The organism is Janthinobacterium sp. SUN118, assembly GCF_030397695.1.
Classification (GTDB): Bacteria; Pseudomonadota; Gammaproteobacteria; order Burkholderiales; family Burkholderiaceae_D; genus Janthinobacterium.
The window spans coordinates 1,488,627-1,509,922 of record NZ_JAPUBV010000001.1; the positions used below are offsets into that span (position 1 = coordinate 1,488,627).

The following is a 21,296-nucleotide window of genomic DNA, read 5'->3' on the forward strand; positions in this document are numbered from 1 at the left end:
AAATATTGTTTGTATGATAGCTGGAACTCGATTCTAATGGTGAAAACTGAAAAAACCGCCAGCCATCGCGCCGCGCGCGCATCCATTGGAGACAGACCGCATGAAGATCAAGCAAATCCACCACGTCGCCTACCGCTGCATCGACGCGAAGAAAACCGTCGAGTGGTACGTCAAGCATTTGAACATGAATTTCGTCCTCGCCATCGCGGAAGACCTGGTGCCGTCGACCAAGGCGCCGGACCCGTACATGCACGTCTTCCTCGACGCCGGCCAGGGCAATGTGCTGGCCTTCTTTGAATTGCCGACGCAGCCGCCGATGGACCGCGACCGCAATACGCCGGCCTGGGTGCAGCACCTGGCTCTGGAAGTGGCCAGCATGGACGAACTGCTGGCCGCCAAGGAGCGCCTGGTGGCCGGCGGCGTGGAAGTGCTGGGTCCCGTCAACCACGCCATCTTCCAGTCGATCTACTTTTTCGACCCGAACGGCCACCGCCTGGAGCTGGCGGCCAATGTGGGCACGCCCGAGATGATGGCCAAACTGGACGCCGTCAAATGGGAAATGCTGGAAGAATGGTCGCAGACGCGCCGCGCGCCCAAGCACGCCGCCTGGATGCACGCGCCGGCCGACGCCTGAGCGCCGCCAACCTGCTCCATGCGACACCTGAACACTACGCCACACAAGGAAAACCATGAAACTCGCAACCCTGAAAAACGGCAGCCGCGACGGCGCCCTGATCCTCGTCAGCCGCGACCTGCGCCAGTACCAGCGCGTGGCCGCCATCGCGCCGACCCTGCAGGCGGCGCTCGACAACTGGGACGCCGTCGCGCCCCGGCTGGAACAGGCTTACGCCGCCCTGAACGCGGGCCAGGCGCCGGACGCCCAGCCGTTTGACGCAACGCTATGCCACTCGCCGCTGCCGCGCGCCTACCAGTGGGCCGACGGTTCGGCCTACATCAACCATGTGGAGCTGGTGCGCAAGGCGCGCAACGCGGAAGTGCCGGCCTCGTTCTACACGGATCCGCTGATGTACCAGGGCGGCTCGGACAGTTTCATCGGTCCGCGCGACCCGATCTTCGCCCTGTCGGAAGAGTGGGGTATCGACCTGGAGGCGGAAGTGGCCGTCGTCACGGGCGACGTCGCCATGGGCGCCGGCGTGGCGGAGGCGGCGAAAGCCATCCGCCTGGTGATGCTGGTCAACGACGTTTCGCTGCGCAACCTGATTCCGGGCGAACTGGCGAAAGGTTTCGGCTTCTTCCAGTCGAAGGCGGCCAGCGCGTTTTCGCCGGTCGCCGTCACGCCGGACGAACTGGGCGCCGACTGGGCTGACAGCAAGCTGCACCTGCCGCTGCTGGTGGACCTCAATGACAAGCCCTTCGGCAAGCCGAATGCGGGCGAAGACATGACGTTCAACTTTGCGCAGCTGGTGGCGCATGCGGCCAAAACGCGCGAACTGGGCGCCGGCAGCATCGTTGGCTCGGGCACCGTGTCGAACAAGCAGGGCGGCCTGTTCGGTTCCAGCATCGACAACGGCGGCGTGGGCTACTGCTGCCTGGCCGAGGTGCGCATGTATGAAACCATCGAACATGGCGCGCCGAAGACGGCCTACCTGCAATTCGGCGACACGGTGCGCATCGAGATGCGCGACGCGGCCGGCGCCAGCATCTTCGGCAGCATCGAGCAGACCGTGGCCCTGTACGCCGGTGCCGCGCGCGCCTGAGGGGAGGGCGTCCCATGAAGCTGTACACCTATTTTCGCAGTTCGGCCGCCTATCGCGTGCGCATCGCCCTGAACCTGAAGGGCGTGGCCTATGACAGCATCCCCGTGCACCTGCTGCGCGATGGCGGCCAGCAGCTGCTGCCGGCCTACCGCGCCGTCAATCCGTCGGCGCTGGTGCCGGCGCTCGACGACGATGGCGCCATCCTGACGCAGTCGCTGGCGATCCTCGAATACCTCGATGAAACGCGCCCTGGCGTGCCGCTGCTGCCGGCGGATGCGCCTGGGCGGGCCCGCGTGCGCGCGCTGGCGCTGGCGATCGCCTGCGACGCGCATCCGCTGACGAATCTGCGGGTCCTGAAATACCTGAAAAATACGCTGGGCCTGTCCGAGGAAGCCAAGCAGGAATGGTACCGCCACTGGATGGCCGAGGGACTGGCGGCCGTGGAAGCGCTGCTGGTCCAGGGCGATGCGGCCGGAACGAAGCTGTTCTGCCATGGCGACGCCGCCAGCATCGCCGACTGTTGCCTGGTGCCGCAAGTGTTCAATGCGCAGCGCTTCGGCATCGACCTGGCGCCATACCCGCGCGTGGCGCGCATCCACGCGCACTGCAGCGGCTTGCCCGCGTTTGCCGCCGCCCATCCGTCGCAGCAGCCGGACGCCGAATAGCGTCGAGCAGGCGGGGTGCCGCCCTTTGAACCATGGGCTTGATTCAAAGCAAGCGCAAGCGAAAGCAAGTCCCGGCCCGGCAACAGGCCGGGACTTTTTTATTCTCCGAGTGACATGCTTCATGGGCGTAACTTTGTGTTTTCGTCAAGGTTGGCCTGGCGGTGCGCTACAATTTGCGTTTGCGCAATCGACTACGAGTTCCATGACCGTTCCCACACTCCCCGCCAGCATCGCCGACGCCCTGTCCCTGGCGCATGCTTCCTGGCGCCCCATCCTGCTGCGCGGCCTGCACGCCGTGATGGCGGCCGATCCCGCCTACCTGCCGGCGCTGGCCGTCGACGATTACCTGCCCACGCAGGGCCGGCTGTTCGCCGCCTTTGCCCTGCCGCTGGCGCAGGTGCGCCATGTGCTGGTGGGCGAGGGGCCATATCCGCGCGCCGAGAGCGCCACGGGCGTGTGTTTCATGGATGGCGCCGTCGGCAGCCTGTGGTCGGCCACGGGCCTGTCGAAGCCCGTCAACCGCGCCACCTCGCTGCGCAACTTCATGAAGATGCTGCTGGTGGCCGATGGCCAGCTGCAGGGCGGCGACACGTCCGGCGTCGCCATGGCGCCCGTGGCCGCCGCCGCGCTGCTGCCCGGCAGCGGCGTGATCCAGACCTTGCCCGACCTGCAGCGCAAGATGACGGAGCAGGGCTTTTTGCTGCTCAACGCGGCGCTCGTGTTCCGCGCCCACGTGCCGCCCGTGCAGGATGCGCGCGGCTGGCTGCCCTTCCTGCAGGTAGTGCTCGAGGCGCTGGCGCGGCAGGGTGGGGCGGATCTGCCGCAGCTGGTGCTGTGGGGCAAGATTGCCGAACTCGTCAAGCGCCTGCCGGTGGCCGCATCCTTGCCGCAGGTGACGGCCGAACATCCGTATAATCTGTCCTTTATCGGCAATGGCGAAATGCAGGCCCTGTTTGGCCCGATGCAGCTATTGCGTGCTTGAGCTTGAATTGGCGCCTGTCTGGCGGAAGTCCGGGGAATATGCAAATTAGTAACGTTGAAGAATTGAAGGCATGGATAGGCGCCGGCGGCGTGCCCGACTATCTGTATTTCTGGGGCCACACGCCGGCGCAGCCGCAGGTGGCCGATAAAAGCTGTTTCAGCCAGTGGTTTCCCTCGCCGTTCAGTCTGGCGGGCGTGACGTATGCGACGGCCGAGCATTACATGATGGCGCAAAAGGCGGCCCTGTTCGGCGATACGGCCGTGCAGGCGCGCATCGTGGCGGCCGGGCGGCCATCGGAAGTGAAAAAGCTGGGGCGCGAGGTGGCCAATTTCGACGCCAAGGTGTGGGAGGCGGCGCGCGCCGGCATCGTCTTCGATGGCAATTTTGCCAAATTCTCGCAAAAGCCCGCCTTGCGCAAGTTTTTGCTGGGCACGGGCGAGCGCATCATCGTCGAAGCCAGCCCCGTCGACCGCATCTGGGGCGTGGGCCTGGCGGCGGACAATCCGCGCATCGCCGATCCGTCCCGCTGGGACGGCTTGAACCTGCTGGGTTTCGAACTGATGAAAGTGCGCGCCGCCCTGCGCGGCTGATGACGCCTGGCCAAACCTGCTGCGCGTCGGCATGGGTGGCCGGCGATGCCCGCCACGTCGGCGCCCGTGCTGGCCTGCGCTTCTTGGCCGCCGTTCCCTTCCGCCCGCGACGGTTTTGCCCGGTGCCGTGACGCCGGCGATTTTCCGATTGTTGTTTTCCTGATGCCGCCGCGCCTGGCGCGGCCTGCCATGCCCCTGCCAGCCCTGTGGTCATCGAGGGGCGCTCTGACAAACCCCGCCGAATTTGTTATACTTGACTAAATCATTCAACTACTCGGGGTTAGGGAAGTTGAAAAACCGCAATATTTTAAACTAGTTGAACCGAGGATGTATGCGTCTGACTACAAAAGGCCGTTTTGCCGTGACAGCGATGATCGATCTTGCCCTGCGCCAGGGCAAGGGCCCGGTCACCTTGTCCGGCATCAGCCAGCGCCAGTCGATTTCCCTGTCCTACCTGGAACAGCTGTTCGGCAAGCTGCGCCGGCATGAGATCGTCGAATCGATCCGTGGTCCCGGCGGCGGCTACAGCCTGGCGCGCCGCGCCGACAAGGTGACGGTGGCCGACATCATCATCGCCGTCGACGAACCGCTGGATGCGACGCAGTGCGGCGGCAAGGAACATTGCCATGGCGCCGACGCGGCCACGGGAGCGCGCTGCATGACGCATGAATTGTGGTCCACACTCAACGAAAAAATGGTCGATTATCTGGATTCTGTGTCGCTGCAGGACCTGGTCGACCAGCAGAGACAAAAGAATGCCGAGCAAAGCGTGATGGTGATGCACCGTAACCACGCCGCCCTCGGTTGATAAATACAAAATACTAAGTTGCTGATTGCATTGGAGTTATTGATGAACGCCCCTGAAAAAAACGTAGGCCAAGTGCACTTTGAAACCGCACCGCATTTCCCGATCTACATGGATTACTCGGCCACCACGCCGATCGATCCACGCGTCGCCGACAAGATGATTCCTTACCTGCGCGAGCAGTTCGGCAATCCGGCGTCGCGCAGCCACATGTATGGCTGGACGGCGGAAAAAGCCGTGGAAGAGGCACGCGGCCACGTGGCGGCACTGGTGAACGCCGATCCGCGCGAAATCATCTGGACTTCCGGCGCAACGGAAAGCAACAACCTGGCCATCAAGGGCGCGGCACAGTTCTACAAGACCAAGGGCAAGCACATCATCACCGTCAAGACCGAGCACAAATCGGTGCTGGACACGGTGCGCGAACTGGAACGCATCGGCTTTGAAGCCACCTACCTGGAACCGCAGGACAATGGCCTGATCACCGTCGAGCAGCTGGCCGCGGCCGTGCGCCCGGACACCATCCTCGTGTCGGTCATGCTGGTGAACAACGAAATCGGCGTGATCCAGCCTATCGACGAGATCGGCGTATTCTGCCGCTCGAAAGGCATCATCTTCCATTGCGACGCCGCGCAGGCAACGGGCAAGGTCGTCATCGACCTGCAAAAAACCAAGGTCGACCTGATGACCTTCACGGCGCACAAGACCTACGGCCCGAAAGGCGTGGGCGCACTGTACGTCTGCCGCAAGCCGCGCGTGCGCCTGGAAGCGCAGATGCACGGCGGCGGCCACGAGCGCGGCCTGCGTTCGGGCACCCTGCCGACGCACCAGATCGTCGGCATGGGCGAAGCGTTCCGCATCGCCAAGGAAGAAATGGACAGCGAAATCGGCCGCATCCAGGCCCTGCGCGACCGCCTGGCGAAAGGCTTGCAGGAGATCGAAGAAGTCTACATCAACGGCGACATGGATCACCGCGTGCCGCATAACCTGAACGTCAGCTTCAACTATGTCGAAGGCGAGTCGCTGATCATGGCGATCAAGGATATCGCCGTGTCGTCCGGTTCGGCCTGCACCTCGGCCAGCCTGGAGCCATCGTACGTGCTGCGCGCCCTGGGCCGCAGCGACGAACTGGCGCACAGCTCGATCCGCTTCACCATCGGCCGTTTCTCGACCGAGGAAGACATCGACTTCGCCGTCAACCTGCTGAAATCGAAAGTGCACAAGCTGCGCGACCTGTCGCCGCTGTGGGACATGTTCAAGGAAGGTATCGATATCAACTCGATCCAATGGGCTGCCCACTAACCAACACCCTGGCCTCAATCGGGGCCGGCAAGAATATTTAAGGAGCATCAAAATGGCTTACTCGGACAAAGTACTCGATCACTACGAAAACCCGCGCAACGTGGGCGCTTTCGACAAGGGTGATGAAACCATCGGCACCGGCATGGTGGGCGCGCCCGCTTGCGGCGACGTCATGAAACTGCAGATCAAGGTCGGCGCCGACGGCCTGATCGAAGATGCGAAATTCAAGACCTACGGCTGCGGTTCGGCCATCGCCTCGAGCTCGCTGGTGACCGAATGGGTCAAGGGCAAGACGCTGGATCAAGCCTTGTCGATCAAGAATACGCAGATCGCGGAAGAGCTGGCCCTGCCGCCAGTGAAAATCCACTGCTCGATTCTGGCGGAAGACGCCATCAAGGCGGCAGTGCTTGACTACAAGACCCGTCACCCGGCAGCAGCTTAAACGTTGGCAGCCCGCCCCAGCCGCAAGGCCGGGGCAGTTGCGGAGAAATACATGATCACACTGACCGAAAAAGCGGCGAAGCACATCAACCGTTATATCGAACGGCGCGGCAAGGGCGTGGGCCTGCGCTTTGGCGTGCGTACCACGGGCTGCTCGGGCCTGGCCTACAAGCTGGAATACGTCGATGAAGCGGCTGCGGAAGACAGCGTCTTCGAATCGCACGGCGTGAAAGTCTTCGTCGACCCGAAAAGCCTGCCGTACATCGACGGCACGGAACTCGATTTCGCGCGCGAAGGCTTGAACGAAGGCTTCAAGTTCCACAATCCGAACGAAAAAGACGCCTGCGGCTGCGGCGAAAGTTTCCGCATCTAAGACGCAAGTATCACCCCGGTCGGTGCGCTGTACCCATCGATTGAGGTACAGCGACCACCGACAGACTATGCAAAACCACTTCGAATTATTCCAGTTGCCGGCCCAGTTCGCGCTCGACATGCCCGCGCTCGACGCGGCCTACCGCGACGTGCAGGGCAAGGTCCATCCCGACCGTTTCATCAATGCCAGCAGCGCCGAAAAGCGCGTCGCCATGCAGTGGGCGACACGCGCCAATGAAGCCTACCAGACCCTGAAAAGCCCGCAAAAACGCGCGCAGTATCTGTGCGAACTCAATGGCGTCGATTTGCAGACGGAGTCGAACACGGCCATGCCGGTCAGCTTCCTGATGCAGCAGATGGAATGGCGCGAGGAACTGGGCGACGCGCGCGCCGGCAAGGATGCCGACGCGCTCGACGCGCTGGACCGCCAGCTGCGCGGCGAACGCAAGGCCCTGCTGGCCCAGGTGGCGGCCCAGCTCGACGGTGGCGACTATGTGAACGCGGCGCAAAGCGTGCGCGCCCTGATGTTCCTCGACAAATTCGGCGAGGAAGTCCGTTTTGCCTATGAGGCCATCGAGGCCTGACCGGCCGATAGCTTGACCTGCGTGCCAAGCGCCAGTCTGGCGCGCGTCTTATAATGCACGCCATGCATCAGCTGCACTACGCACAAAATTAATCGAGGCACGAATACAATGGCACTTCTGCAAATTTCCGAACCAGGCATGTCGACCGCGCCGCACCAGCACCGCCTGGCCGTCGGCATCGATCTTGGCACCACCAATTCCCTGGTCGCGACGGTCCGCAACAGCATTCCCGAGGTGCTCAACGATGAAGAAGGGCACTCGCTGCTGCCATCCGTCGTGCGCTACCTGCCGAACGGCCATGCGAACATCGGCTACAAGGCCCTGGCCGCGCAAACCACCGACCCGAAAAACACCATCGTCTCCGTGAAGCGCTTCATGGGCCGCGGCCTGGCCGATATCGCCTACGCGGAAAACCTGCCCTACGACTTCCAGGACACGCCTGGCATGGTGCAGCTGAAAACCGTGGCCGGCGTGAAAAGCCCGGTCGAGGTGTCGGCGCAAATCCTCGCCACCCTGCGCCAGCGCGCGGAAGATTCCCTGGGCGACGACCTGGTGGGCGCCGTCATTACCGTACCGGCGTATTTCGACGATGCCCAGCGCCAGGCCACGAAAGATGCGGCCCAATTGGCCGGCATCAATGTGCTGCGCCTCTTGAGCGAGCCGACGGCCGCCGCCATCGCGTATGGTCTCGATAACGCTTCCGAAGGCGTGTACGCCGTGTACGACCTCGGCGGCGGCACTTTCGACATCTCGATCCTGAAACTGAGCAAGGGCGTCTTCGAAGTGCTGTCCACGGGCGGCGACTCGGCCCTGGGCGGCGACGATTTCGACCGCCGCCTGTTCTGCTGGATCAGCGAGCAGGCCAAGCTGGCGCCGCTGTCGGACGAAGACACGGCCATCCTGATGGTCAAGGCGCGCGAAATCAAGGAATTGCTGTCGAGCAAGCCGGAAACGCTGATCGACGCGGCCCTGAACTCGGGCGAGGAAATCCACCTGCGCATCACGGCGGCCGATTTTGCCGCCATGACGCAGCACCTGGTGGGCAAGACCATGAACGCCATCAAGAAGGCCTTGCGCGACGCGAACGTGGATGCGGACGACGTCGACGGCGTGGTGATGGTGGGCGGCGCCACGCGCATGCCCCACGTGCAGCGCGCCGTCAGCGAATTCTTCCACACGACGCCGCACGCGAACATCGACCCGGACAAAGTGGTGGCGCTGGGCGCCGCCATCCAGGCCAACTTGCTGGCGGGCAACCGCGCCGCCGGCGACGACTGGCTGCTGCTGGACGTGATCCCGCTGTCGCTGGGCATCGAAACCATGGGCGGCCTGGTGGAAAAGATCATCCCGCGCAATTCGACGATCCCATGCGCGCGTGCGCAGGAATTCACGACCTTCAAGGATGGCCAGACGGCGCTGGCCGTGCACGTGCTGCAGGGCGAGCGCGAACTGGTCAGCGACTGCCGTTCGCTGGCGCGCTTTGAACTGCGCGGCATTCCGCCGATGGTGGCGGGCGCCGCGCGCATCCGCATCACGTATCAAGTCGATGCGGACGGCTTGCTGTCCGTCTCGGCGCGCGAACTGCGCTCGGGCGTGGAAGCGTCGATCAGCGTCAAGCCGGCCTACGGCCTGGGCGACGACGACATCGCGCGCATGCTGCAGGATTCCTACACCTCGGCCGACGTCGACATGGTGGCGCGCGCCCTGCGCGAAGAGCAGGTGGAAGCGGAACGCATCGTGCTGGCCACGCAGTCGGCGCTGGACGAGGACGGCGGCTTGCTGGACGCCGCCGAACGGTCCGCCGTCGACGGCCTGATGCAGCAGGTGCGCGACGCCATTGCCCAGTCGCAAAGCGGCGCCATCGACCACCAGGCCTTGAAGCTGGCGATCGAGGCGCTGGCCGACGGCACCGAGGATTTCGCCTCGCGCCGCATGGACCGCAGCGTGCGCACGGCCCTGACCGGTAAATCGCTCGACCAGGTCGTGTGAGGACACCTGACCAAACCTGCTGCGCGTCGCGCTTTGCGGCCGGCGATGCTCACCGTACTGGAGTACGGTTGCGCTTCTCGGCCACAAATCACTGCCGCTCGCTACGGTTTTGTCAGGTGTTGTAATAGTGTTGACATGCGCGCCGTGTGCCATTGCTGCGGCAGCGCCCCAAATCATTGAAATTGTAGAGGTAATATGCCCCAAATCGTCATTCTGCCGCACGCCAAGCTTTGCCCGGACGGCGCCGTCATCGAAGCCCCTGCCGGCAAGTCCATCTGCGACATCCTGCTGGAAAACGACATCGACATCGAGCACGCCTGCGAAAAATCGTGTGCCTGCACCACTTGCCACGTGCTGGTGCGCGAGGGCATCGAATCGCTGAACGAGGCGACGGAACTGGAAGAAGACATGCTGGACAAGGCCTGGGGCCTGGAAGCCGTGTCGCGCCTGTCGTGCCAGTCCATCGTGGCCGAGGCCGACCTCGTCGTCGAAATTCCGAAATACACGATCAACCAGGTCAGCGAAGGCAGCCACTAACATGAAATGGTCCGACATTCACGTGATCGCCGAGGCGCTGTACGACGCGCATCCGGACATCGATCCCCTGACCGTGCGTTTCACCGACCTGCATAACTGGGTGGTGGAGCTGGACGGCTTCGACGATGACCACACGCGCGGCGGCGAAAAGGTGCTCGAGGCGATACAGATGGCGTGGATCGATGAAGCGCGCTAAGGACGCGGCGCCCGCCGCCGCGGTTCCTGCGCCGAAAGACATCATCACGGCCGCCAGCAACATGCCCGAGATCAAGGATGGCCAGTCGGTCGCCTTGCTGCAGGAATTGCACATCCTGACGCGCGACGGCAAGATGAACCAGGACAGCCGCCGCAAGCTCAAGCAGGTGTACCACCTGACGCAGTTCATCGAGCCGCTGCTGCGCGAAGTGCAGCTCGACCATCCCGGCGTGTCGCTGGTCGACCATGGCGCCGGCAAGTCCTACCTGGGCTTCATCCTGTACGACCTGTTCTTCAAGAATGGCAACGACGGTTCGCACATCTACGGCATCGAGACGCGCGAAGAGCTGGTGCAGCGCTCGCAGGAATTGGCGAAGAAATTCAAGTTCCCCGGCATGTCCTTCCTGCCCCTTTCCGTGGCCGAATCGACGGAATCGAAGCTGCTGCCCAAGCAGATCGACATCGTCACGGCCCTGCATGCGTGCAACACGGCCACCGATGACGCGATTCACTTTGCCCTGAAGAAAAAGGCGAAATTCATGGTGCTGGTGCCATGTTGCCAGGCCGAAGTGGCTTCCGTCTTGAAGAAGAACAAGGGCAAGAGCCTGGGCAAGAATGTCTTGACGGAACTGTGGCGCCATCCGCTGCATACGCGCGAGTTCGGCAGCCAGATCACCAACGTGCTGCGCTGCCTGCAGCTGGAAGCCCATGGCTACCAGGTCAGCGTGACGGAGCTGGTGGGCTGGGAGCATTCGATGAAGAATGAACTGATCATCGCCAGCTACAAGAACCTGCCGCGCCAGCGTCCGACCGAGCGCCTGCAGGAAGTGCTGCAGACCCTGGGCCTGGAAGAGATGGGCCACCGTTTCTTTGCCGAGGAACTGGCGAAGGCGCAAGCCTGATTGTTGGCTTACGCGGCAAGCCGCCAAGCCAACCTACAGCGCCGCACATGGTCGGGTAGATCGGATTAGCGCAGCGTAATCCGACAATCAGCAGCGTAAGCCGACGGTCATCAGCGCAAGTCGTAAAAGGGGAGGAGCGAGTCGGTTACAATACCGGCTTTCTCCTCCTCTTGCTTTTTGCGCATCCCCCCATGACCACACCAATTGCAATGCCCACCGTCCGCCTGGCCAAGCGCCTGTCTGAAGACGTGCCCTGTTCGCGCCGCGAGGCCGAGCTGTATATCGAGGGCGGCTGGGTGACGGTCGACGGCGTGCTGGTGGAAGAGGCGGGCGCGCGCGTGGCCGACAACCAGACCGTGGTGCTGCTGCCGAACGCCACCCTGGAAGAAATGCCGCCCGTGACGATCTTGCTGCACAAGCCGGCCGGCATCAATGGCGGCGTGGGCGCGGAAGGCAAGCCGGCCCTGAGCTGCCTGCGTCCCGAAGAGATTTTCACGCCCGAGAACGTTGCGCCCAGCTCCGTCACGCGCTTCCTGAAGCGCCACCTGATCGGCCTGACCATCACCAACCCGCTGGAAACCATGGCTTCCGGCCTGCTGGTGTTCACGCAGGATTTCCGCGTCGCCCGCAAGCTGGTCGACGAAGCGAAAACGGTGGAGCAGGAATTCATCGTGGAAGTGGCCGGCGACATCATGGAAAACGGCCTGGCGCTGCTGAACCATGGCTTGCCCTTCAATGGCAAGCCTTTGCCGCCGATCAAGGTCAGCTGGCAAAACGAGACGCGCTTGCGTTTCGCCCTGAAAAACGTGCAGCCAGGCCAGATCGCCCACATGTGCAAGATGGTGGGCCTGGACGTGGTGGCCATGAAGCGCTTGCGCATCGGCCGCATTTCGATGGGCGCCATGCCTGCCGGGCAATGGCGCTATCTGCAGGGCTACGAACGCTTCTAAAGCTGCGGCGCCGTGATGGCGTGGCTTTCCGCAAAACTTTTCCATAGCCGTTCGGCAATATTCAAGGCGATGGTGTCGGCCTTCTCTTGCAGGGCCGGGTTGCCCATGGCTTCCGTGGTGGCAAAGAACAAGGTCAGCCAGCGGCGGAACATGCATGGCGTCAGGTGTTCCATCTGCGCGTGCTGGGCCAGCGGCTTGCCGTGGTAGCGCATGGTGCCGCGCAGCAGTCCGGACCAGAAATCAACGAGGGTGGCCAGGTGGGCGTCCCAATCCTTGACCTCGGCGGCAAAGATGGGGCCGAGCATGGCGTCATCGCGCGCGGCCGCATAAAAGGTATGCACGAGCTGCTTGACTTCGTCTTCGCTGCAGACTTCCGCGCGGTATTTGGCAAAACGGGTGTGGGGGAGGGGGGCTGTATTATTCATGGCATGCCATGATCGCAGAGCCCCTGTGGCGCTTCAATGACCCAGGTCAAGCCGCCTGAAAACTCAGGCGGCGACTTTCTTCGACTTCTTCGCTGGCGCCGGCAATTGCACGATCTGCGTGCCGAGCAGCTTGTCGTGCAGGAACTGGCCGTTGCCCGTGAACAGGGCCGTGGCCGACCAGGCCAGCATGCCGATGCCGATGGCGCCCAGGGCCGCCCAGTGCTGCAAGTCCAGCGCATACGACACCACGAGCGCCGGCAGCAGCCACATCCAGGCCAGCAGGTAGCGGCAGGCGGCCACGCGCAGCGGCACATGGGCGTGGCCCGGCAGCACCACTTTCAGGCGCCACGTCTTCATGGCCAGCGTCTGCCCTTCGCGGCTCCACTGGTGGATGAAATACGCGCCCATGACGAGGAAGGCCAGGCATTGGCGCATGTGTTCCGTCAACGGCGTGTGCGCGCCCTGCACGGCCAGTTCGAACACGAGGAATGGCAGAAACAGCACGGCCAGGGCCAGCAGCGACTCATACACCATGGAAATCAGGCGGCGCTTGATACTCGGGAGGGAAGTGGTGCTGGCAGCAGGCGTGCTATTTGGCATTGGTTGGCAGTGGGGCGGGCGTGGTGGGTGGCGTGACGGGCACGGCGTTCGGTGGCGGGCTGGCGGCAGGCGGCAGCGCGGCTGGCGCAGTGGCGGGCAATGCCGCCGCCGGCAATGCGGGCGCCACGCTTGCCGGCGCCGCCGGTGCTGGCGGCGCGACGGTCACGGGCGTGGCGGGCGCCATGATCACGGCCGGCTTGGTGGTAGTCGAATTGAGCGCGGGGACTTTGCCCAGCGGCTTTTTCGGCACGGGTTCGGCCGCCAGTTTTTTCTTTTGATCTTCCGGCAACTGCTGGTATTGCTCCCACTGTGCGGACTTTTGACCTGGATCAATTTTCTTGGTGCGCGTGTAATTTTCACGCACGAGTCGGCGCTGCTCGGGCGTCAGCTTGATCCACTCGCGCATGCGCTCGTGCACGCGCGCCTGTTCGTCCGGCTTCATCGAGGCGTAGCGGTTGGCGATGTCCAGCCATTTCTGGCGGCGCAATGCGTCGAGCTTGTTCCATTCGCCGGCCAGCGGCTGCAAGGCTTCCTGCTGCGCGCGCGACAGCCTGTTCCACTGCAGTTTGTCGGTGCTCTGCGGTGCGCCAGCCTTGCTGCCGGCGCGTGGCGCGGCCGGCTTGGCGGCAGGGTCGCCCGCCTTGGCTGCCGGTGCGGCGACGACGGGGGCTGCGGGCGGCGCCGCATGTTGCTGCGCACCAACCCAGGAAGCGCCGGCCAGGGCGCAGGCGCCCAGGCCGATGCCAGCGGCGATCCAGCCGTTGCGTACGCTGATGCGTGCCATGCTTATTGCTCGCGTTTCGTCAGGTAGGCATTGAAGCCATGGTCCATATACGCCGACAGCGGCAATTCGTCCGACAGCACGGCCGCATCGATTTCTGCCAATTCGGCAACATGTTGTTCCTGCTCAAACTGGTAAATGCCGGCCAGGCCGCCGACAAGCAGCAGCAGGGGGATGATGACGCTCATGCGGCCCAGCCACGACAGCGGCTCGACGAACAGGCTGCTGGCGATGCCGGCGAACACGTTCTGGCGCGCGGTGACGGCGGCGGGCGCGTCCGCCTTCTTGCGCGACAGGGCCAGCTTGCGTGCCGCTGCCAGGCGATCGGTGGCCGATGCGGGCAGGTCGTCGAGTTTTTCGTTCAGTGCATGGCGCACTTTGTAAGCGAAATTGAGATCGTCGGTGTTCATAATTTTATTCCCTTGGCTTTCAGCGATTCGGCGAGCGTGTGGGTAGCTCTAGAGCAATGTGTTTTCACGCTACCTTCGGAGCAACCCATCGCTTCCGCTGTTTCAGCCACATCCATGTCCTGCCAATAACGCATGAGGAAGGCTTCGCGTTGACGTGCGGGCAGTTTTTGTACCTCTGCATCAATCAAATCAAGGATTTGCGCGCGTTCGACCTGGTCGGCCGAGGATTCGGCGGCGCTGGAGCCCTGTTCCGATTCATAAGTATCAAGTATATCAAAATCATCATGCTCGTCGCCCGAAGACTTCATGCCGGAAAACAGGCTGACCCAGGTGTTGCGCACCTTTTCGCGGCGGAAATAATCGAGGATGGTGTTCTGCAAGATGCGCTGGAACAGCATCGGCAGTTCGGCGGCCGGCTTGTCGCCGTATTTCTCGGCCAGCTTGATCATCGCATCCTGCACGATGTCGAGGGCTGATTCTTCCTTGCGGACCGCGTAGGCGGCCTGCTTGAAAGCGCGCCGCTCGACATTTTCTAGAAAGTCGGATAATTCTTTGTCTGTTGCCATGCGGTATGGGGCGAGCTAGCGGCTGCGTGGGCTGTGGGCTGAAGGGAGGCTGGTATGCTTTTTGCAAACTGAGCGCATGCTAGCAAAAAATGTGCGTTTCCGCAGGGTTTTTGCACGTCGTGTGAGCAAAAAGGCAGCGAGGCCGACATTTTCCTTGACCATAATGGTGCAACGCGATAACGTATGGGACGCTTTGAACACCCCAAAGCTCTATGGTCAGGTCGCGACCGGCACACAACGCCATCCGCGGCACGACGCGCTTTCATTTGTAGGCAGTTTGTTCTAACCCGCGCCACAAGCGCGAGCGGTTCGTACAGGCGCCACAGAAACTCCGGCCAAACGAGTTGCGTTAAGCGTTGTTTTGTAAGGTATCTATGGGTGCCCAAAGAAATGTCGTGACCGCATGAAAAGGGAAGCAGGAGCACTGTTGCGTTAGGCGTACCTCGTCAGGAAAGAACATCCGATCAATCTCCAATGGACCTTGAAAGGAATGTTTCATGAATACCGAAGCAACAGGACCTGCAACAGGTTCCGCAACAGGACCGATCACCGGCGCAGAAATTGTCGTGCGCTGTCTGGCTGAAGAGGGCGTCGAGCACGTCTTTGGATATCCGGGCGGAGCCGTACTCTACATCTACGACGCCATCTTCCAGCAAAACAAATTCCAGCATATCTTGGTACGCCACGAGCAGGCCGCGATCCACGCCGCCGATGCCTATTCGCGCAGCTCGAACAAAGTCGGTGTCGCCATCGTCACGTCCGGTCCGGGCGTCACGAATGCCGTCACGGGCCTGTCGACCGCGTACATGGACTCGATTCCGATGGTGGTCATCTCCGGCCAGGTGCCGAGCCACGCCATCGGTCAGGATGCGTTCCAGGAATGCGACACCGTGGGCATCACGCGCCCCGTCGTCAAGCACAACTTCCTCGTCAAGGACGTCAAGGACCTGGCGGCGACGATCAAGAAAGCCTTCTTCATCGCCCGCACCGGCCGTCCCGGCCCCGTGCTGGTCGATATCCCGAAGGATATCAGCATGCACAAATGCCATTTCGACTATCCGAAGGAAGTCGAGATGCGTTCCTACCGTCCCGTCGACAAGGGCCACTCGGGCCAGATCCGCAAGGCCGTGCAACTGCTGCTGCAGGCGGAGCGTCCGATGATCTACACGGGCGGCGGCGTGATCCTGGCGCATGCGGCCCCCGAGCTGAACAAGCTGGTCGACCGCCTGGGTTTCCCTTGCACCAACACCTTGATGGGCCTGGGCGGCTACCGCGCCTCGAGCGAGCAGTATGTCGGCATGCCCGGCATGCACGGCACCTATGAAGCGAACATGGCGATGCAGAACTGCGACGTGCTGATCGCCATCGGCGCCCGTTTCGATGACCGCGTGATCGGCAACCCGAAACACTTCGCCTCGCATCCGCGCAAGATCATTCACGTGGACATCGATCCATCGTCGATTTCCAAGCGCGTGAAGGTCGATATTCCCATCGTCGGCAACGTCAAGGATGTGCTGATCGAATTCCTCGCGCAACTGGACGCGGCCGAAGCCAAGCCGAACGTCAACGCGCTCTCGAACTGGTGGAAGCAGATCGCCGAATGGCGTGGCCGCGAATGCCTGAAATACCCGACGTCCGACCTGGTCATCAAGCCGCAATCGGTGGTCGAGAAAGTCTTCCAGATCACCAAGGGCGACGCCTTCATCACGTCCGACGTGGGCCAGCACCAGATGTGGGCGGCGCAATACTATGGCTTCGACAAGCCGCGCCGCTGGATCAATTCCGGCGGCCTGGGCACCATGGGTGTCGGCTTGCCGTACGCCATGGGCGTGCAGATGGCCAATCCGGACGCCACCGTTGCCTGCATTACCGGCGAGGGGTCGATCCAGATGTGCATCCAGGAACTTGCCACGTGCAAGCAGTATCACCTGACGCCGAAGATCATCATGCTCAACAACCGTTTCCTCGGCATGGTGCGCCAGTGGCAGGAGATCGACTACGGTTCGCGCTATTCCGAGTCGTACATGGATTCGCTGCCCGACTTCGAGAAGCTGGCCGAGGCATATGGCCACGTGGGCATGAGAATTGAAAAACCGGGCGACGTCGACGGCGCCCTGAAAGAGGCGTTTGGCATGAAAGACAGGCTGGTGTTCATGAACTTCATTACCGACCAGTCCGAAAACGTGTGGCCAATGGTGAAAGCCGGCAAGGGCCTGTCCGAAATGATGCTCGGCTCGGAGGATCTCTAATCATGCGCCATATTATTTCTGTCTTGCTGGAAAACGAAGCGGGCGCCCTGTCGCGCGTGGTGGGCCTGTTCTCGGCACGCGGCTACAACATTGAAACGCTGACCGTGGCGCCGACCGAAGACTCGACCCTGTCGCGCATGACCATCGTCACCAGCGGCTCGGACGACATCATCGAGCAGATCACCAAGCATTTGAACCGCCTGATCGAGGTGGTGAAGGTGGTCGATCTGACCGAGGGCCAGCATATCGAACGCGAGTTGATGCTGATCAAGGTTCGTGCCGTGGGCAAGGAACGCGAGGAAATGAAGCGCACCGCCGACATCTTCCGCGGCCGCATCATCGACGTCACGGAAAAGACGTACACGATCGAGCTCACCGGCAACAAGGTCAAGCTCGACGCGTTCATCGATTCGATCGACCGCGCCTCGATCCTGGAAACCGTCCGCACGGGCGGCTCCGGCATCGGCCGCGGCGAACGCATCCTCAAAGTATAAAAAATATCAGTTGCAGCAGGCGGCCACGGCCGCACCCCCATACAACGCATCATCAAATTATAGGAAATACCATGAAAGTTTTTTACGACAAAGACGCTGACCTCTCCTTGATCAAAGGCAAAAACGTTGCCATCATCGGCTACGGTTCGCAAGGCCATGCGCACGCACAAAACCTGAACGATTCGGGCGTCAACGTCACCGTCGGCCTGCGCAAAGGCGGCGCTTCGTGGACCAAGGTAGAGCAGGCCGGTCTGAAAGTGGCCGAAGTGAACGACGCCGTGAAAGCGGCCGACGTCATCATGATCTTGCTGCCGGATGAAAACATCGCCCAGGTCTACAACGAAAACATCGCGCCGTTCGCCAAGCAGGGCGCCGTGCTGGCCTTCGCCCACGGCTTCAACGTGCATTACGGCCAAGTCGTGCCACGCGCCGACCTGGACGTGATCATGGTCGCACCGAAAGCGCCAGGCCACACCGTGCGCGCCACCTACACCCAGGGTGGCGGCGTGCCGCACCTGATCGCCGTGTACCAGGACAAATCGGGCATCGCCCGCGATATCGCCCTGTCGTACGCTTCGGCCAACGGCGGCGGCCGTGCCGGCATCATCGAAACGAATTTCCGTGAAGAAACCGAAACCGACTTGTTCGGCGAACAGGCCGTGCTGTGCGGCGGCGCCGTCGAGCTGATCAAGGCCGGCTTCGAAACCCTGACGGAAGCTGGTTACGCGCCGGAAATGGCTTACTTCGAGTGCTTGCACGAGCTGAAGCTGATCGTCGACCTGATCTATGAAGGCGGCATCGCCAACATGAACTACTCGATCTCGAACAACGCCGAATACGGCGAATACGTGACCGGTCCGAAGGTCGTGACGTCGGCCACCAAGGATGCGATGCGTCAATGCCTGAAAGACATTCAAACGGGCGAATACGCGAAGAGCTTCATCCTGGAAAACAAGGCGGGCGCACCGACCCTGATTTCGCGCCGTCGTTTGACGTCCGAGCACCAGATCGAAGAAGTGGGCGCGAAACTGCGCGCCATGATGCCTTGGATCGCGAAGAACAAGATGGTCGACCAGTCGAAAAACTAAGCAGATTTGCTGATTCACCATGAAAAGCCGGCGCAAGCCGGCTTTTTTTCGTCAGCAATGGCGGACGCTTCCGGCCTGCCGCGCATTGATGCATATTGGATTGTTATAAATACTGCGCGGTAGCGCCGCCTGCGGGTGTTACCCTGATTGCTGCCGGTTTCGGCATCATCTTGATCAGGAGGCGCACGTGCACACGATAGCCCTGGCTTCGCTCCCAACCCGTCTGTTGGGCCTGTTTCTGAGCACCGTTCTGACAGTATTTTCCAGCGCCGGCGTCCAGGCGGCCGTGCCCGCCTATCCGGGCAGCTTCAAGACCATGGACATCGCCACCGCCGACGGCACGATCCACGTGCGCGTGGGCGGCACCGGTCCGGCCGTGCTGTTGCTGCACGGCTTTGGCGACACGGGCGACATGTGGGCGCCGCTGGCCGCGGCCCTGGCCGGCACGCACACGGTGGTGGCCCCCGATCTGCGCGGCATGGGCCTGTCCTCGCGTCCGGCCGGCGGCTACGACAAGCGCACGCAGGCGGCCGACATGCGCGCCGTGCTCGACAAGCTGGGCATCGACCGCGCCGACGTGGTCGGCCACGATATCGGCACGATGGTGGCCTACGCGTATGCGGCCCGCTATCCGGACAAGACGCGCCGGCTGGTGGTGATGGATGCGCCCGTGCCCGGCATTCCGCCATGGGAACAGATCGTGCGCAGCCCGCAGCTGTGGCACTTCTCGTTTGGCGGTCCTGACGCCGAGCGCCTGGTGGCGGGGCGCGAGCGCATCTACCTGGACCGCTTCTGGAATGAGTTCGCCGGCACGCCTTCCCGGATCGACGAAGAAACGCGGCGCCATTACGCCAAGCTGTACGCGCGCAAGGGCGCCATGCATGCGGCCTTCGCGCAATTTCTGGCGATACCGCAAGATGCCGAAGACAATCTGCGCTCGATGGCGACCAAGCTGACCATGCCCGTGCTGGCGATCGGCGGCGCCAAGTCCTTCGGCGCCAACGAGGCCATCGTCATGCGCAATGCCGCCACCAACGTCACGGAGCTGGTGGTGCCCGATGCGGGACACTGGCTGATGGAAGAGCAGCCCGCCGCGACGGTGGACGCCATCCAGGCTTTCCTGCGCCGAGAGCAATAAGACCGGATCTGCGGCAGCGGGTGGCGCGGAGGAAAACAGGTTTTCTTGCGGGAACCTGTTTTTTTCTTGCGCGCACGCAATGTGACGCTCTCCTATACAATACCGCCCTTCCTTTGCAGCGGCATTCGCCGCCGCATCTGTTTCGGTTTCTGCCGACCGCAACGCGCATCACGCTTTTCGTACCACGCCGGGCGCCCATCGCCTGCGCAACCAGAAGGACCCATATGACTGACCGTTTTACCGCGACAGTGCCGCCATCCGGTGCCGTTGAATCTCCCATTCCCAATCGCCTTCCCGTGGCCGCCTTGCTGGCCCTGGCCATGACGAGTTTTATCGCCATCCTGACGGAAACCTTGCCGGCCGGCCTGCTGCCGCAGATCGCCGAGGGCCTCGGCATTTCCGAAGTCATGACGGGCCAGCTGGTCACCGTCTACGCCATCGGCTCCATCCTCACGGCCATCCCGCTGACGGCGCTGACCAGCGGCTGGCGCCGGCGCAATGTGCTGTTGCTGGCCATCGTCGGCTTTTTGATCTTTAACACGGTGACGGCCCTGTCGCCGCATTATATTCTGACCCTGGTGTCGCGTTTCCTGGCCGGCATGGCCGCCGGGCTGGCCTGGGGTCTGATGGCCGGCTATGCGCGGCGCATGGTGAGCGTCGAGCAGCAGGGCAGGGCGATGGCGATCGCCATGATCGGCACGCCGCTGGCCCTGTCGCTGGGCGTGCCGCTGGGCACCCTGATGGGTGGCGTGCTGGGCTGGCGCAGCATCTTCGGCATCATGTCGGGCCTGGCCGTGGTGCTGATCGCCTGGGTGCTCGTGGCCGTGCCCGATTATCCGGGGCAAAAGAATGGCGAGCGCCTGTCGATCCGCCAGGTGTTCATGACGCCCGGCGTGCGGCCCATCCTGGCCGTCATCGTCGTGTGGATGCTCGCGCACAATATTTTGTATACGTATATCGCGCCTTTCCTGGCGCCATCGGGCTTGCGCCCGCGCGTCGACTTGGTGCTGCTCGTGTATGGCGTGGGATCCCTGGCCGGCATCTGGCTGATCAGCCAGCTGATCGACCGCTGGCTGCGCAAGCTCGTGCTGGGCAGCATCGCCGCCTTTGCCCTGGTGGTGATCGCGCTGGGACTGGCGATGGATTCGCCGGCCGTCATCTATCTCAGCATGGCCATCTGGGGCATCACCTTCGGCGGCGCCGGCACCCTGCTGCAGACGGCGTCGGCGGACGCGGCCGGCGACGGCATGGACGTGGCGCAGGCGATGGTGGCGACCATCTGGAACGTGGCTATCGCGGGCGGCGGCCTGGCGGGCGGCATGTTGCTGGACGGCTATGGCGCGGCCTCGTTCCCATGGGCCATGCTGGCCTTGCTGTTGGCGGCGCTGGCCATCGCCTGGCGCGCCCGCCGCTACAGTTTCAAGCCGGGCCGGCGCAGCGGCGGCGTCGTGGCGGGACATTGATATCAATGTTATATAAAATAACGTTGTTATTAAAATGTGAGCAGATGTGA

The 21,296-nt window shown here is 62.7% G+C and carries 25 protein-coding genes; 20 read left to right on the forward strand and 5 right to left on the reverse strand.

The genetic code is table 11. The features are described 5' to 3' along the window. Window positions 1–100: 100 nt before the first annotated feature. The 15 genes from O0880_RS06760 (at window position 101) to O0880_RS06830 (ending at window position 12,032) form a co-directional block, all read left to right on the forward strand. Window positions 101–634, forward strand: coding sequence for a VOC family protein (locus O0880_RS06760; RefSeq protein ID WP_289885713.1), 534 nt, complete (start codon window positions 101–103; stop codon window positions 632–634). Window positions 635–689: 55 nt separating this feature from the next. Continuing rightward, entirely contained in the window at window positions 690–1,718 is a 1,029-nt protein-coding gene (locus O0880_RS06765) for a fumarylacetoacetate hydrolase family protein (protein ID WP_289885714.1), read from the forward strand. 14 nt (window positions 1,719–1,732) lie between these two features. Beyond that, window positions 1,733–2,383, forward strand: coding sequence for a maleylacetoacetate isomerase (gene maiA, locus O0880_RS06770; protein ID WP_071322756.1), 651 nt, complete (start codon window positions 1,733–1,735; stop codon window positions 2,381–2,383). A gap of 202 nt (window positions 2,384–2,585) precedes the next feature. Further along, a complete protein-coding gene (locus O0880_RS06775; protein WP_071322757.1) occupies window positions 2,586–3,365 on the forward strand; it encodes a uracil-DNA glycosylase in 780 nt (259 codons plus the stop codon). A gap of 38 nt (window positions 3,366–3,403) precedes the next feature. After that, window positions 3,404–3,955, forward strand: a complete 552-nt coding sequence (locus tag O0880_RS06780; protein ID WP_071322758.1) for an NADAR family protein — start codon at window positions 3,404–3,406, stop codon at window positions 3,953–3,955. Window positions 3,956–4,286: 331 nt separating this feature from the next. Beyond that, complete coding sequence (iscR, locus tag O0880_RS06785) at window positions 4,287–4,763, forward strand: Fe-S cluster assembly transcriptional regulator IscR (protein WP_065310626.1); 477 nt, start codon at window positions 4,287–4,289, stop codon at window positions 4,761–4,763. Between the two features lie 72 nt (window positions 4,764–4,835). Next, complete coding sequence (locus O0880_RS06790; RefSeq protein ID WP_289887308.1) at window positions 4,836–6,062, forward strand: IscS subfamily cysteine desulfurase; 1,227 nt, start codon at window positions 4,836–4,838, stop codon at window positions 6,060–6,062. Between the two features lie 52 nt (window positions 6,063–6,114). Then, a complete protein-coding gene (gene iscU, locus O0880_RS06795; protein ID WP_038493869.1) occupies window positions 6,115–6,504 on the forward strand; it encodes a Fe-S cluster assembly scaffold IscU in 390 nt (129 codons plus the stop codon). Window positions 6,505–6,555: 51 nt separating this feature from the next. Further along, on the forward strand, window positions 6,556–6,876 hold the full coding sequence (iscA, locus tag O0880_RS06800) for an iron-sulfur cluster assembly protein IscA (RefSeq protein ID WP_071322760.1): 321 nt from the start codon (window positions 6,556–6,558) through the stop codon (window positions 6,874–6,876). A 67-nt stretch (window positions 6,877–6,943) separates the two neighbouring features. Continuing rightward, on the forward strand, window positions 6,944–7,459 hold the full coding sequence (hscB, locus tag O0880_RS06805; RefSeq protein ID WP_071322761.1) for a Fe-S protein assembly co-chaperone HscB: 516 nt from the start codon (window positions 6,944–6,946) through the stop codon (window positions 7,457–7,459). A 108-nt stretch (window positions 7,460–7,567) separates the two neighbouring features. Beyond that, entirely contained in the window at window positions 7,568–9,448 is a 1,881-nt protein-coding gene (hscA, locus tag O0880_RS06810) for a Fe-S protein assembly chaperone HscA (protein WP_071322762.1), read from the forward strand. 195 nt (window positions 9,449–9,643) lie between these two features. After that, window positions 9,644–9,985 (forward strand): ISC system 2Fe-2S type ferredoxin, encoded by a 342-nt coding sequence (gene fdx, locus O0880_RS06815; protein WP_034750070.1) that lies wholly within the window; start codon window positions 9,644–9,646, stop codon window positions 9,983–9,985. A 1-nt stretch (window position 9,986) separates the two neighbouring features. After that, on the forward strand, window positions 9,987–10,181 hold the full coding sequence (gene iscX / locus O0880_RS06820; RefSeq protein WP_071322763.1) for a Fe-S cluster assembly protein IscX: 195 nt from the start codon (window positions 9,987–9,989) through the stop codon (window positions 10,179–10,181). Further along, complete coding sequence (locus tag O0880_RS06825) at window positions 10,168–11,082, forward strand: SAM-dependent methyltransferase (protein ID WP_289885725.1); 915 nt, start codon at window positions 10,168–10,170, stop codon at window positions 11,080–11,082. Before iscX ends, O0880_RS06825 begins: the two co-directional genes overlap by 14 nt. A 191-nt stretch (window positions 11,083–11,273) precedes the next feature. Next, window positions 11,274–12,032, forward strand: a complete 759-nt coding sequence (locus O0880_RS06830) for an rRNA pseudouridine synthase (protein ID WP_289885727.1) — start codon at window positions 11,274–11,276, stop codon at window positions 12,030–12,032. On the opposite strand, the gene O0880_RS06835 is transcribed toward O0880_RS06830, so the two are convergent. The 5 genes from O0880_RS06835 to O0880_RS06855 form a co-directional block, all read right to left on the reverse strand. Further along, window positions 12,029–12,457, reverse strand: coding sequence for a group III truncated hemoglobin (locus tag O0880_RS06835; protein ID WP_289885729.1), 429 nt, complete (start codon window positions 12,455–12,457; stop codon window positions 12,029–12,031). The two genes, O0880_RS06830 and O0880_RS06835, sit on opposite strands and share 4 nt — an antisense overlap. Window positions 12,458–12,520: 63 nt before the next feature. Next, window positions 12,521–13,057: an RDD family protein gene (locus tag O0880_RS06840; RefSeq protein WP_289885730.1), complete on the reverse strand. Its 537-nt coding sequence runs from the start codon at window positions 13,055–13,057 to the stop codon at window positions 12,521–12,523. Continuing rightward, window positions 13,047–13,841, reverse strand: coding sequence for a DUF3106 domain-containing protein (locus tag O0880_RS06845; protein WP_289885731.1), 795 nt, complete (start codon window positions 13,839–13,841; stop codon window positions 13,047–13,049). The genes O0880_RS06840 and O0880_RS06845 overlap by 11 nt, the downstream gene beginning before the upstream one ends. Window positions 13,842–13,843: 2 nt before the next feature. Next, the gene (locus O0880_RS06850; RefSeq protein ID WP_071322769.1) at window positions 13,844–14,248 is read right to left on the reverse strand and encodes a DUF3619 family protein; all 405 of its coding nucleotides are present in this window, start codon (window positions 14,246–14,248) and stop codon (window positions 13,844–13,846) included. Next, on the reverse strand, window positions 14,245–14,814 hold the full coding sequence (locus O0880_RS06855) for an RNA polymerase sigma factor (RefSeq protein WP_071322770.1): 570 nt from the start codon (window positions 14,812–14,814) through the stop codon (window positions 14,245–14,247). The genes O0880_RS06850 and O0880_RS06855 overlap by 4 nt, the downstream gene beginning before the upstream one ends. Before the next feature lie 497 nt (window positions 14,815–15,311). Here O0880_RS06855 and O0880_RS06860 point away from each other — a divergent pair, with 497 nt between their 5' ends. The 5 genes from O0880_RS06860 to O0880_RS06880 all read left to right on the forward strand — a co-directional run bounded on the left by O0880_RS06860 (window position 15,312) and on the right by O0880_RS06880 (window position 21,246). Continuing rightward, on the forward strand, window positions 15,312–17,063 hold the full coding sequence (locus O0880_RS06860) for an acetolactate synthase 3 catalytic subunit (RefSeq protein ID WP_289885732.1): 1,752 nt from the start codon (window positions 15,312–15,314) through the stop codon (window positions 17,061–17,063). Window positions 17,064–17,065: 2 nt separating this feature from the next. Beyond that, window positions 17,066–17,557 carry an acetolactate synthase small subunit gene (ilvN, locus tag O0880_RS06865; protein ID WP_071076341.1) on the forward strand — a complete coding sequence of 164 codons (492 nt, stop codon included), beginning with the start codon at window positions 17,066–17,068 and terminating at the stop codon, window positions 17,555–17,557. A 71-nt stretch (window positions 17,558–17,628) separates the two neighbouring features. Next, window positions 17,629–18,645 (forward strand): ketol-acid reductoisomerase, encoded by a 1,017-nt coding sequence (gene ilvC / locus O0880_RS06870; RefSeq protein ID WP_034750044.1) that lies wholly within the window; start codon window positions 17,629–17,631, stop codon window positions 18,643–18,645. 316 nt (window positions 18,646–18,961) lie between these two features. Beyond that, on the forward strand, window positions 18,962–19,783 hold the full coding sequence (locus tag O0880_RS06875; RefSeq protein WP_289887309.1) for an alpha/beta hydrolase: 822 nt from the start codon (window positions 18,962–18,964) through the stop codon (window positions 19,781–19,783). A 224-nt stretch (window positions 19,784–20,007) separates the two neighbouring features. Beyond that, entirely contained in the window at window positions 20,008–21,246 is a 1,239-nt protein-coding gene (locus tag O0880_RS06880) for an MFS transporter (RefSeq protein WP_289885738.1), read from the forward strand. The last annotated feature ends 50 nt before the right edge of the window (window positions 21,247–21,296 follow it).